Raw genomic sequence first — 12,509 nt, forward strand, 5'->3', positions numbered from 1 at the left:
GGCCATTGCGATCTTTCTGATGTTCCGGGCAGCGGCGGCGAGGAGGGCTTGGCTCCCGACCTCGGCGCGGGACCGGAGCCGGACATCACCATGTTAGAACTGGCAGAGGCGTCCAAGGCGGGTTCGATTAATTCTGTCTGATGCTCGGACAAGCTCATGACCTGTACGAAACTGGCACGCTGCTTCAGGCTCTGCTCGCCGGGCACTTTCCGGCGGTTAGGGCATTCGATGCCGGTTGGCTGCGCAATGACCTGCCGAATCGTGGCATCATCCCAGTCGGACCACGGAAATCAACAGAAGGTTCCTGGCGGAGTTCGGCAAGGAAACCTGCAACTGCCGCTATCTGATCGAAAGTGGTTTCGGTAAGCTGAAGGAAAACAGGGAGATAGCCATGCCCTCTTATGAAACAGACCTGAGCTTCAAGGCTTTCATATGCATTGACTCACTCTCATTCACGCAAGATGAAGGTCGTCAGACCCTGAATAGAAAGCCCCTCTGACGTCATCAGAAGGGGCCTTTCAGGACGGAATTGCCGGGTCAAAAGCCTGGCAGGCGGTCGAGCAGGGCGCGGCGGCCGAAGGTTGTTCCGGGGCGGTCGCCCAGGTCGAACCGCAGGCCGACGCCGACAAAGGCGTCGTTGCTCTTGAAATTCGCTACTCGGGCGTTGCCGGTACCCAACTCGCCATAGAGGTTGACGCCGCTGCCCAGGCCATAGTCGGCGCCGATGGCCATGCGGGTCATGTCCGATTCGACCTTGTTGTCCATGTAGTCGACGCTGGCATTCAGGCTGAGCGGGCCATTGCCGACATCGCTGCTGATCTTGGCTCCGAGCAGGGTGGCATTGCTGCCCTGGACCCGGCCACGGGAGAAGTAGCCTTCGAGCCGGATGGTGGTGAAGTCATAGGCGCCTTCGAGGCCATAGAAGTTGCGGTCGATGCCGCCGCCATCCTCGGTGCCCCAGAAACCGCCGACCGCGCCGCCATAGCCGAACTGGTAGATGCCGTGCAGCGTGGCGCTGCGGCCGCTGCCGCCGATCTGGTCGAACTTGTAATAGCCCAAATCCAGCTGGGTCGATACCGAGCTGCCAAGCGCCAGCTCGAACGAGCCTTGCAGCGCCTGACGAGCACCCTTGGATTTGCTGGTGAACTGGTAATGGTTGACGTCAACATTCGCGCCGACCAACCCCTGTGCCGACAGGCCAGCGGGCATCAGGCCAATGGCCAATGCCGCCGCAACCGCGCGGAGTTTCATGTTTCTGCTCCTTTGCCTGATGCGCGTGACCGCGCGGGCGCTTTTCGCGCTCTCTGGTCCGGAGAATAGCTGAGCCGGGGAATCAGGTAAAGGCTCTTGATTCAAAACACGGAATCTTGTGTGTATCGGGTTCGCAAGGGCGAAGAGAGCAAAGGCAAGGGGGAGAGAGAAGCCGGTCGGGGCCCGCCCAGCCGCTGTGATCGGATCTGCCGGAGCCCGATCATCTCATCGGCAAGCGGGAAGATGAGGTTTAGGTCAATTCCCCACTGTTCCCCGGCTGGAAAAGATGGCTAACTCCGGCCATGCCGTTTGCTCACCATGTCTTTCGCTATGCCCCTGCGCTTCGTGGCCGCATCACGCCGCCGGACGAATCCGAACTGCGCTTTGGTCTGGATCGCTTTGCCGAGCTGGATATCCAGGCGGAAGAGGAGGGCTGGCCGCCCGGGTGGCGAATGGATCATGACGCCAGAGAAGCGAACCGGCTTGACGTTCTTGAGGGCCGTATGGCGCAGGATCTCTGGATCTTTGCCTATGGCTCGCTCATCTGGGATCCGGCGGTTCAGGTGGAGGAATACAGGTACGGTACCTTACTGGGGTGGCGGCGGAGTTTCTGCATGCGGCTCGAAGGCGGGCGCGGCAGTTTTGCGCGGCCCGGGTTGATGGCGGCCCTGGACGAAGGCGGGCATTGCGACGGTGTCGTGATGCGCATTTCCGGGCCGCTGGTCGACCAGGAAACGCAGTTCATGTGGCGTCGCGAGATGTTTTCCGGTGCCTATCGTCCGTTGTTTCTGGAGGTGGCCACGCCTCAGGGCCCGGTCGAGGCGCTGACCTTTGTGATGGATCGCGACAATCGTCGATATATGCCGGATCTGCCCGAGGACGACGCCGCGCGGATGATCGCTGTGGCGGAGGGTAATCTCGGTCCCAATTTTGCCTACCTGGATTCGCTGGTTCGGCATCTCGACGAACTTGGCATCGCCGATGACGACATGCATCGGCTTCACGCGCGCGCGCAAAGTTACCGCCTCGGGGCGATGTAATTGCGGCGCACAGACTTACGTCCGTTGGGTCAGGCCGGTGGCGTTATGGATCGGGTGTCGGTGGGCTGACCTGTGCCCGGCGCGATGAGCCGCGCCGGGCAGTCGGGTCAGAGCAGCGCTTCGAACAGCTTGCGGGTGTTCTCGGCGGTCATCTGGACCGGGTTGCCACCGGTCGAGGGGTCGTTCAGCGCGTCGCGCACCAGCATGTCGAGGTTCGGATCCTTGACGCCCAGGTCCGTCAGGGTTTTCGGGATGCCGAGCGACGTGTTCAGATCATCGACATAGGCCGCAAACCCGTCGAACCCGCCCGCGATGCCAAGATAGGCAGCGGCCTCGGCCAGCACGCCCTCGGCAGCGGGGCGGTTGAATTGCAGCACGGCGGGCATGCAGACCGCGTTGGTGGTGCCGTGATGGGTGTGGTGATGTGCGCCAATGGGGTGCGACAGCGCATGGATGGCGCCCAGCCCCTTCTGGAAGGCGGTGGCGCCCATGGCGGCGGCCGACATCATATGCGCGCGCGCCTCAAGGTCAGACCCGTCGGCATAGGCGCGGGGCAGGTATTCCTTGACCAGCCGCATGCCTTCCAGCGCGATGCCCTGGCTCATTGGATGGTAATGGGGCGAGCAATAGGCCTCGACACAATGGGCAAAGGCATCGAGGCCGGTGCCGGCGGTGATGAATTTCGGCATGCCCATAGTCAGTTCCGGGTCGCAGATCACCACCTTGGGCAGCATCAGCGGGTGGAAGATGATCTTTTTCTCATGAGTGTCCGAATTGGTAATCACGCCTGCACGGCCGACCTCGGACCCGGTCCCGGCGGTGGTGGGCACGGCCACGATCGGGTGAATGCCTGCCGGGTCGGCGCGGGTCCACCAGTCGCCGATATCCTCGAAATCCCACAAGGGCCGGGTTTGGCCCGCCATGAAGGCCAGCGTCTTGCCCAGGTCCAGCCCCGAGCCGCCGCCAAAGGCGACGACGCCGTCGTACCCGCCGTCGCGATATACCTTGAGCCCGGCCTCGACATTGCGGTCGGAAGGGTTGGGGTCGACATCCGAGAACATTGCACGGCCAAGGCCCGCGGCCTCCAGCAGGCCGAGCGTGCGGGTGGTGATCTCCATCGCGGCCAGCCCCTTGTCGGTGACCAGCAGCGGCTTGGTGATACCGGCGGCCTTGCAGGCCTCGGCGATTTCGGCGATCCGGCCCGCGCCAAAGCGGATGGCGGTGGGATAGGACCAGTTTCCAACAAGTTTCATGGGCCTCAAGCCTTTTTCAGATGATAGGATTTGGGACGGGTCAGGGCGTGAAAGCCCAGCACCGACAGGCCCGCGCCGCGGCCGGTATCCTTGCAGCCGGTCCAGCAGAGCGCGGGATCAAGGTAATCGCAGCGATTCATGAACACGGTGCCGGTTTCCAGCCGCCTGCCGATCTCGTCGGCGCGGGCGGTGTCGCGGGTCCAGATCGAGGCGGTCAGCCCGAACTGGCAATCGTTCATCAGCGCAATCGCCTCTTCGTCATCGGCGACCGGCATGATGCCTACGACGGGCCCGAATGTCTCTTCGCGCATGATCTCCATGTCATGGGTGACATTGGTCAGGATCTGCGGCGTCAGATAGGCGCCGCCGTCATCCTGCGGGAAGCGATCGATATGGGCGGTCGCACCCTTCGCGATGGCATCCTCGATCTGGTCTCGGGCGACACGGGCAAAGCGGACATTGGCCATCGGCCCGATCGTGGTTTCGGAGTCCAGCGGATTGCCCAGCTTGTAGCCGTTCACCAGCGCGACTGCCTTGTCGACAAAGGCGTTGAACAGGCTCGCATGCACATAGATCCGCTCGATCCCGCAACAGCACTGACCCGAGTTGAACATGGCTCCGTCGATCAGCGTCTCGACGGCGGCGTCCAAATCGGCATCGGCCCGGACATAGCCCGGATCCTTGCCGCCCAGCTCGGTCGAGACAGGGATGAAGGTACCGGCGGCGGCGCGTTCCATCGCCTGGCCGCCCCGGACCGAGCCGGTGAAATTGACGAAATTGACCTTGCGCCGCGAGATCAGCTCGGCGGTGGTGTCATGGTCCAGCACGATGTTCTGGAACACGTCCTCGGGGATGCCCGCGGCATGAAACGCTTCGGCCATCCGCTCGCCTACCTGCAAGGTCTGGGCGGCATGTTTCAGGATCACCGTATTGCCCGCCATCAGCGCGGGCGCCACCGTGTTGATTGCGGTCATATAGGGATAGTTCCAGGGCGCCACCACCAGCACCACGCCAAAGGGTTCGCGCTCGATCTTGCGCAGAAAGGCGTCGCTGTCCTCGACCACCAGCGGTGCCAGCGCGCTTTCGGCGATCCCGGCCATATAGGTGGCGCGTTCCTCGAACCCCCGGAACTCGCCGCCATAGCGGACCGGGCGGCCCATCTGATGGGCCAGTTCCACCGCCATGCGGTCGGTGGTCTTGCCCACCTCGGCCACCGCCGCCAGCACCAGCGCCACGCGCTCGGCCAGGGGGCGTGCCGCCCATGAGGCTTGCGCGGCGCGCGCGCGGTCGGCGGCGCCCATGGCCGCCTCTCGCGTGGCCACCGGCCGCTCCAGATAAACCGATCCGTCGATCGGCGAGATGCATTTGACTGTCTGAGCCATCACGATCCTCTTGGCGCCCTTGCGCCCTTCCTCTTGCCCGAAATATCCCGGGGGTGAATGCCGCGCCAGCGGCAGAGGGGGCTGGCCCCCTCCTTGTCTGGCCTTAAGCCTTTTCGAAACCGCGGGCGATTTCCCAATCGGTCACCACGCGGTCAAACTCCTCCTGCTCCCATTCGGCGCAGCGGGTATAGTGGTCGACCACCCAATCCCCCATCGCGGCGCGCAGCATGGCCGAGTTGCGCAGCGTCTCGGTCGCGGCGCGCAGGGTGCGGGGGATCTCGCCGGCATCGGCATTGTCATAGACATCGCCGCTTGTCGCAGGCGCCAGTTCGAGCTTTTCCTCCAGTCCCCGGATACCGGCGGCCAGCAGCGCGGCCTGGGCCAGATAGGGGTTCAGGTCGGCGCCGCCGATGCGGCATTCCATCCGCACGCCCTTGCTGCCCTCGCCGCACAGGCGGAATCCTGCGGTGCGGTTGTCCACCGACCAGACGGTCTTTGTGGGGGCAAACGTGCCCTTCATGAAGCGTTTGTAGCTGTTCACATAGGGCGCAAGGAAGAACGTGTAGTCGGGAGCATACTTGATCATCCCGGCGCAGAACTGGCGCATCAGTTCGGACATGCCGTGCGGCGCGTCCTTGTCATAGAAGGCCGGTTCCGATCCGCGCCAGAGCGACAGGTGCACGTGGCTCGACGAGCCGACGCGGGTGTGGTGCCATTTCGGCAGGAAGCTGGCGGCATGGCCGTGCTGGTCGGCGATGTCCTTGGTGGCCATCTTGGCGATCGTGTGGTGATCGGCGTTTGCCAGCGCATCGGCATAGCGGACGTTCAACTCGCCCTGGCCGGCCTCGGCCTCGCCCTTGGTGCATTCGACCTGGATGCCGGCGGCATAGAGATGGTTGCGCAGCGGGCGCATCACATGCTCTTCGCGGGTGGTGGCGAGGATGTGGTAATCCTGATTGTAGCCGCCAAAGGTCGTGAGATCGCGGAAGCCCGACTTGCGGATCTCGGCAAAGCTCTTCTCGAACATGAAGAATTCAAGCTCGGTCGCCATCATGGGCGTCAGGCCCATCTCGGCCAGCCGCGCGATCTGCGCCTTGAGCACCTGGCGGGGCGAATGCGGCACCGGTTCGTGGGTGTGATGGTCGAGCAGGTCGCAAAGCACCATCACCGTGCCTTCGAGCCAGGGCATCGGACGCAGCGTCGAGAGGTCGGGCTTCATCACGTAGTCACCATAGCCCGCCTGCCAGCTGGTCGCCTGGTAACCGTCGGGCGTGGCCATTTCCAGGTCGGTGGCCAGCAGGTAGTTGCAGCAATGGGTTTCCTGCCAGGCGCTGTCGAGGAAGTTCTGCGCATGGAAGCGCTTGCCCATCAGGCGGCCCTGCATGTCGACGGCACAGACCAGAACCGTATCCACCGAGCCATCGGCAACCTGAGCCTTGAGTGTTTCGAACGTGAGCATGTGCGACCTTTGATTTGGAGAGAGAATTTTCGGCGAAAATTCTTGGGCGTCTGGGGGCCGGTCCGCGATTGTCGCGGACCGGCGGTTTCGATCAGCCGTAGCGGTAGGGGCGTCCGGCCTTGGCCATGTCGGCATTGTACTTCTTGAAGATGTCGACAACCTTTGCCTTGGTCTCGGACTCGGCTGCGATCTCGTCCCAGAACTTGACGGCGGCGGCTTCGACCTGGTCCCATTCGCTGTCGGGGATAGTGGTCAGCTGCATCTTGGTGCCGTTGACGCGCAAGGATGCCTCGCCGCCCCAGTACCACCACTGACGGTAATAGTGCGACTGCTCGCAGCAGAGCGTGAACAGCGCCTTGAGGTCCTCGGGCAGTTCGTTCCAGCGGTCCATGTTGGCAAAGAAATGGCCGATCCAGGCGCCCGAGATGTTGTTGGTCAAGAAGTAGTTGGTCACATCGGCCCAGCCGACGGTGTAATCCTCGGTGATGCCCGACCAGGCGATGCCGTCGAGCTCGCCGGTTTGCACCGCGACCTCGATATCTTCCCATGGCAAGGTCACCGGCACCACGCCGAATTGCGACAGGAAGCGGCCCGCGGTGGGGAAGGTGAAGACGCGCTTGCCGTTCAGGTCGGCCAGGCTGTTGATCGGGTCCTTGGTGGCGAAATGGCAGGGATCCCAGGAACCGGCCGAGACGTGTTTGACGCCGACCTTGGAATACTCGGCATCCCAGATCTCGTTCAGGCCGTACTGGTTGAACAGCACCGGCACGTCGAGCGAGTAGCGCGAGGCGAAGGGGAAATAGCCACCAAAGACCGTGACTTCGGTGGGCGAGGCCATCGAATCGTCGTCGGACTGTACCGCGTCGATGGTGCCGCGCTGCATGGCGCGGAACAGCTCTCCGGTTGGGACAAGCTGATCGGCAAAGAACAGCTCGATCTGCATGCGGTCACCGGCGATCTGGTTGAACATGTTGATGGCGGGCACCACGACATGTTCGGCCAGGGCGGCGCCGGCATAGGTCTGCATCCGCCACTTGATGGTCGACTGCGCCAGTGCGGGGGTGGCCAGCGGCGCGGCCGCCGCACCGACGGCGGCGGTGGTCAGAAACTTGCGTCTTGTGGTCATCTGTTATCTCCCAGTTGCAAAAAGGTGGATTAGAAGCCCCGGTTCACTCCGGGATCACTTGTTGTAGACATATTCGGGCAGCCACAGCGCGATCTGTGGAAAGACCATGATGATCGCCAGCGCCAGCACCATCACCAGCACGAAGGGCAGGATCGAGCCGTAGATGTCGCGCAGGGTGATTTCCGGCGGGGCCATGGCCCGCATCAGGAACAGGTTATAGCCGAATGGCGGTGTCATGTAGGCGATTTGTGTCGTGATGGTATAAAGCACACCATACCAGATCAGGTCGAAGCCAAGCGCGCCCACCAGCGGCACGTAAAGCGGCGCTACGATCACCAGCATCGCGGTATCGTCCAGGAAGGTGCCCATCACGATGAAGCTGAGCTGCATCAGGATCAGGATCATCCAGGGGTTGAGGCCCAGTTTCTCGGTGAAGAGATTCTCGATCGCCTTGACCGCGCCCAGCCCGTCGAACACCGCGCCAAAGGCCAGTGCGGCCAGGATGATCCACATGAACATGCAGGAGATGCCCAGGGTGGAGCGGACCGATACTTCGAACACCTGGCGGGTCATCCGGCCCTTGAGCACGGCGGCCAGAAAGGCGGTCAGCGCCCCGATGGCCGAGCTTTCGACGAGCGAGGTCCAGCCGTTGACAAAGGGCACCATCATCGCGGCAAAGATGCCCAGCGGCAGCAGGCCCGCGCGCAACAGGCGCAGTTTCTCACCCATCGGCACGTCACGCTCTTCAGCCGACAGCGCCGGGCCAAGGTCGGGATTCAGCTTGCAGCGGATCGCGATGTAGAGAATGAACATGGCGGCCATCATCAGGCCCGGCAACACGCCCGCCAGCCAGAGCTGGCCCACCGGCTGGCGCGCGATCATGGCATAAAGTACCAGCACGACAGAGGGCGGCACCAGGATGCCGAGGCTGGATCCGGCCTGGATCACGCCGGTGACCATCTTCTTGTCATAGCCGCGTTTGAGAAGCTCGGGCAGCGCGATGGTGGCGCCGATGGCCATGCCCGCCACGCTTAGCCCGTTCATCGCCGAGATCAGCACCATAAGCCCGATGGTGCCGATGGCCAGCCCGCCATTGAGGCCGCCCATCCAGACATGGAACATCTTGTAAAGGTCGTCGGCGATCTTCGATTCCGACAGCACGTAGCCCATGAATATGAACATCGGCAGGGTAAGAAGCGGATACCATTTCATCAGCTTCATCGCCGCGGCGAAGCCGATGTCATAGCCGCCCCGGTCGCCCCACAGCAGCAACGAGGCCAGAACCGCGACAAAGCCGATGGCGCCGAACACCCGCTGGCCGGTCATCAGCATGATCATCATCGTGCTGAACATCAAAATGGCGATCAGTTCATAGGACATGTCAGATCACCTCGCGCGGGATGTCTTCACCGCGGATACGCAGGATGTCCTTGGCCAGTTCGGAAAGCGCCTGCAACAGCATCAGGAGGATACCCAGACACATGATCACCTTGATCGGCCAGAGAACCGGGCGCCAGGCGGTAGGGCTGCGCTCGCCATACTGGAGCGAATAGTGCAGCGAGTCGTAGCCGCCATAGAGCAGCACGCCGAGATAGAAGACCAGGAACAGCACCGAAAAGGCATCGGTCCAGGCCTTGCGCCGGTCCGACCATTCGCCATAGAGCAGGTCCATCCGCACGTTCGACCCCATCTGGATTGAATAGGGACCGCCCAGGATGTAATAGGCGACCATGGCGAATTGCGCCATTTCCAGCGTCCAGAGCGAGGGGTTGATGTCAAAACCCAGATCGCTGCCGACCTTGGAGAAGCTGGACCAGAGCAGAATGCCCATCATCGCGAAGATGCCATACATCACGATCCGGCCGATCCGGCGGTTCATCCGGTCGACCGCTGTCACATAGGCGCGTAGCGCGTTCATGCTTTACCCCCTGTTGTCATGACCGGCCTCCCCCAGGGGCCAGTTCGTTTATCGTGGCGGCCAGCATAGGCGCCAGCAGCCCGGCCAGGCGGTTGACGCCGGTGGGCGTGTCGATGAGGTCATTTTTGACCTCGATCATCACGTTGGGAAGGCCGCGCGCGATGGCATGTTCCCGCAACGTATGGGTGACGCCGTCGGTGGCGGAATAGGGCTCGTTCAGCGCGGCCCGCAGGCCCGATCCGTCGACCGCGCGCAGCAGGAGCTGCGCGGCGCGGTCGTCACTGTCATGCAGGATGCCCAGTTCGACATCGCGGGTCTTGCCCTGGTAGATTGGGGTGAAGCTGTGAATGGTGATCAGTACGGTTGGGTCCGGGCGGGCCTCCAGCGTATTGGCCAGAAGCTGGCGGAACGGGTGGTAGATGTCGCAGGCGCGCCGGTCGCGGTCGGCCTCGCTCAGGCCCGTGTTGCCGGGAATGGCAAAGACCTCGCTTTGCGCGGGCATCGCGTCGGGGCGGTGCGGCGGGCGGTTGCAGTCATAGACCAGACGGCTGACGCGGGAATAGACCAGCGGCGCATCGAGCGCGCCCGAGAGTTCCACCGAAAGTTCCATAGCGCCGATGTCCCAGGCCGCGTGAGAACGGGCGGCGGCGGCGTCCAGTCCCAGACCGTTCAGTGACGCAGGAATGAACCGGCTGGCATGTTCGCAGACCAGAAGCGCCGCCGCAGCCCCGCGCGGATTGAGCACGCGCGCGGCTGGTCCTTCGATGGAAGACAGCACTGGGGAATCGGGGGCGAAAATCATGTGTAGCATTGGTTACATATGCGATATGGCTGTCAAGAAAATTTCTGTAGACATGATTACAGTTTGGGTTACGCTGAAGCAAATGTTATAGAAAAGGCTCGCGCGTGCCCCAGACAACGAAACTGGTCAAACAGCGAATTCAGGACGAGATGGAGCAGCTGACCAGATCGGAGCGGCAGCTCGCCTCGGTTCTGTTGCAGGATTATCCGATGGGCGGGCTGCAATCGATCACCAAGCTGGCCGCTGCTGCCGGGGTATCGACACCGACGGTGATCCGTATGGCGCGCAAGCTGGGGTTCGACGGGTTTCCCAATCTTCAGGACGCGCTGCGCGACGAGGTTGCCGCGCAGATCAAGAAGCCGATCTCGAAACGCGACGGATGGGTGGTGGACGAAGGGGCGGAACACCCGCTGATGCGGTTTGCACAGGTGGTCTGGGCCAATATGCGCCACACGCTGGAGCGGATCGATACCGCGATGTTCGACAAGGTGGCGGCGATCCTGGCCGATACCGGGCGGCATTTGTATGTGGTGGGCGGGCGGATCACGCGGTCGAACGCGGATTACCTGTTCAACCACATGCAGATCATCCGGCCCAATGTCACCATGCTGGGCAATTCCGCCAACGTCTGGCCGCAATACCTGCTGGATATGGACGAAGGCTCGGTCCTGGTGATCTTTGACATCCGCCGTTACGAGGCGCATCTGGAGAAGCTGGCGCAGATCGCCAGCGAGCGGGGGGTCACGGTGATCCTGTTCACCGACCAATGGGGTTCGCCCATCGGGCGGGTGGCGAACCTGACCTTTAACGGGTTGGTCGAGGCGCCGTCGAGCTGGGACAGTACTATCGCGTTGCAACTGATCGTTGAGGCGCTGATCGCCGAGGTGCAGGGCGCCCGCTGGGAAGAGAGCAAGGAGCGGATCGAGGAGCTGGAGGCGATGTTCTCTTCGACCCGGCTGTTCCGCAGTCCGACCTGATGTTGTGCGATTTCGCACATTAATCCGCAATTTCTTTCCAGTTGTGCGATTTCATGTGGGTGCTACCTTTGTTTCGTTACATCCGAACGGAGGTCTGAGATGAGCTGGAACCCCTTACTGGATACCCATGTGCCGATCGGCGACGCCGTGGATGCCATCGAAACGGTGATCGTGCCGCGCGCCCGCGACCTGGGTGGATTCGAGGTGCGCCGCGCCCTGCCGACGCCGCGCCGCCAGATGGTGGGGCCGTTCATCTTTTTCGACCAGATGGGGCCGGCCGAGTTCCTGACCGGGCAGGGGATAGACGTGCGACCGCACCCCCATATCGGGCTGGCCACGGTGACCTATCTCTACAAGGGTCGGTTGCACCATCGTGACAGCCTGGGCACCGATCAGTGGATCGAGCCCGGCGCGGTCAACTGGATGGTTGCGGGCAACGGGGTCACCCATTCCGAACGCACCGATGAAGGGGCACGCAAGGCACCCTTGCAGATGTTCGGGATCCAGACCTGGGTCGCGCTGCCGGAGCATCTGGAGGAGACCGGGGCAAGTTTCGAGCACACCCCGGCCGAGGCATTGCCGGAGCTGGAAGGTGAGGGCAAGCGCGTGCGGCTGATTCTGGGCGATGCCTGGGGCGCGGCGGCGCCTGTCTCCACAACCTCCGAGATGTTCTATGCGGACGCGGTTCTGCAACCGGGCGCAGCGCTGCCGCTGCCGGACAATCACGAGGACCGGGGCGTTTATGTCCTGGGCGGCTCAGTCGAGGTGGCCGGGCAGGTCTTTGAGACGGGGCGCATGATGGTGTTCCGCCCCGGCGACCGCCTGAGCCTGAAGGCGGGGCCACAGGGCGCGCGGCTGATGCTGCTGGGCGGCGCCACGATGGGCGGCCCGCGCCACATCTGGTGGAATTTCGTCGCCACCAGCAAGGACCGGATCGAGGCGGCCAAGGAAGCCTGGCGCGCGGGCGACTGGATGCATGGCCGGTTCCGGTTGCCGCCGGGGGATGACAGGGAATTCACCCCGCTGCCAAGGCGTTGAAGAGGAGGTGTTTTCTATCAGATTCGCGGTAAGTACTTAAACTGAAACAGGAACCTTTAGCGGGTCACGTTCGCGGGCCGATAATTTTCAGGCGCACGGCCAAAAAAACGCGAAACCTGCTTGACGATGCCGGAGCGGGGCCATAATACACCCAAACGTTCCGCAGGGAACGCCATATCACGCAGCGCGCGGTTGTAGCTCAGTCGGTTAGAGTACCGGCCTGTCACGCCGGGGGTCGCGGGTTCGAGCCCCGTCAACCGCGC

At 62.9% G+C, this 12,509-nt stretch carries 11 protein-coding genes and 1 tRNA gene; 4 read left to right on the forward strand and 8 right to left on the reverse strand.

Going from position 1 to position 12,509, the window contains the following annotated elements:
• Nucleotides 1–537: 537 nt before the first annotated feature.
• A complete protein-coding gene (locus OE747_RS24070; protein ID WP_263830974.1) occupies nucleotides 538–1,251 on the reverse strand; it encodes a porin in 714 nt (237 codons plus the stop codon).
• 302 nt (nucleotides 1,252–1,553) lie between these two features.
• Here OE747_RS24070 and OE747_RS24075 point away from each other — a divergent pair, with 302 nt between their 5' ends.
• A complete protein-coding gene (locus OE747_RS24075) occupies nucleotides 1,554–2,291 on the forward strand; it encodes a gamma-glutamylcyclotransferase (RefSeq protein WP_263830975.1) in 738 nt (245 codons plus the stop codon).
• Between the two features lie 107 nt (nucleotides 2,292–2,398).
• Here OE747_RS24075 and OE747_RS24080 read toward each other — a convergent pair whose 3' ends face one another.
• The 7 genes from OE747_RS24080 to OE747_RS24110 all read right to left on the reverse strand — a co-directional run bounded on the left by OE747_RS24080 (nucleotide 2,399) and on the right by OE747_RS24110 (nucleotide 10,231).
• Nucleotides 2,399–3,544, reverse strand: coding sequence for an iron-containing alcohol dehydrogenase (locus OE747_RS24080; RefSeq protein WP_263830976.1), 1,146 nt, complete (start codon nucleotides 3,542–3,544; stop codon nucleotides 2,399–2,401).
• Between the two features lie 5 nt (nucleotides 3,545–3,549).
• Nucleotides 3,550–4,926, reverse strand: coding sequence for an aldehyde dehydrogenase family protein (locus OE747_RS24085; RefSeq protein ID WP_263830977.1), 1,377 nt, complete (start codon nucleotides 4,924–4,926; stop codon nucleotides 3,550–3,552).
• A 103-nt stretch (nucleotides 4,927–5,029) separates the two neighbouring features.
• Nucleotides 5,030–6,385, reverse strand: coding sequence for a glutamine synthetase family protein (locus tag OE747_RS24090; RefSeq protein WP_263830978.1), 1,356 nt, complete (start codon nucleotides 6,383–6,385; stop codon nucleotides 5,030–5,032).
• A gap of 91 nt (nucleotides 6,386–6,476) precedes the next feature.
• The gene (locus OE747_RS24095) at nucleotides 6,477–7,511 is read right to left on the reverse strand and encodes a TRAP transporter substrate-binding protein (RefSeq protein ID WP_263830979.1); all 1,035 of its coding nucleotides are present in this window, start codon (nucleotides 7,509–7,511) and stop codon (nucleotides 6,477–6,479) included.
• A 54-nt stretch (nucleotides 7,512–7,565) separates the two neighbouring features.
• Nucleotides 7,566–8,891 (reverse strand): TRAP transporter large permease, encoded by a 1,326-nt coding sequence (locus OE747_RS24100; RefSeq protein ID WP_263830980.1) that lies wholly within the window; start codon nucleotides 8,889–8,891, stop codon nucleotides 7,566–7,568.
• Between the two features lies 1 nt (nucleotide 8,892).
• Complete coding sequence (locus tag OE747_RS24105; RefSeq protein ID WP_263830981.1) at nucleotides 8,893–9,429, reverse strand: TRAP transporter small permease subunit; 537 nt, start codon at nucleotides 9,427–9,429, stop codon at nucleotides 8,893–8,895.
• A gap of 16 nt (nucleotides 9,430–9,445) precedes the next feature.
• Nucleotides 9,446–10,231, reverse strand: a complete 786-nt coding sequence (locus OE747_RS24110) for an N-formylglutamate amidohydrolase (protein WP_263830982.1) — start codon at nucleotides 10,229–10,231, stop codon at nucleotides 9,446–9,448.
• Nucleotides 10,232–10,335: 104 nt separating this feature from the next.
• Between OE747_RS24110 and OE747_RS24115 the strand changes: the two genes are divergently transcribed.
• The 3 genes from OE747_RS24115 (at nucleotide 10,336) to OE747_RS24125 (ending at nucleotide 12,508) form a co-directional block, all read left to right on the forward strand.
• Nucleotides 10,336–11,208, forward strand: a complete 873-nt coding sequence (locus tag OE747_RS24115; protein WP_263830983.1) for a MurR/RpiR family transcriptional regulator — start codon at nucleotides 10,336–10,338, stop codon at nucleotides 11,206–11,208.
• A 99-nt stretch (nucleotides 11,209–11,307) separates the two neighbouring features.
• A complete protein-coding gene (locus tag OE747_RS24120) occupies nucleotides 11,308–12,246 on the forward strand; it encodes a pirin family protein (protein ID WP_263830984.1) in 939 nt (312 codons plus the stop codon).
• A 188-nt stretch (nucleotides 12,247–12,434) separates the two neighbouring features.
• Nucleotides 12,435–12,508, forward strand: a tRNA-Asp gene (locus OE747_RS24125).
• The last annotated feature ends 1 nt before the right edge of the window (nucleotide 12,509 follow it).

This window comes from Ruegeria aquimaris, from assembly GCF_025751555.1.
In the GTDB taxonomy this organism is placed as follows: domain Bacteria; phylum Pseudomonadota; class Alphaproteobacteria; order Rhodobacterales; family Rhodobacteraceae; genus Ruegeria_B; species Ruegeria_B aquimaris.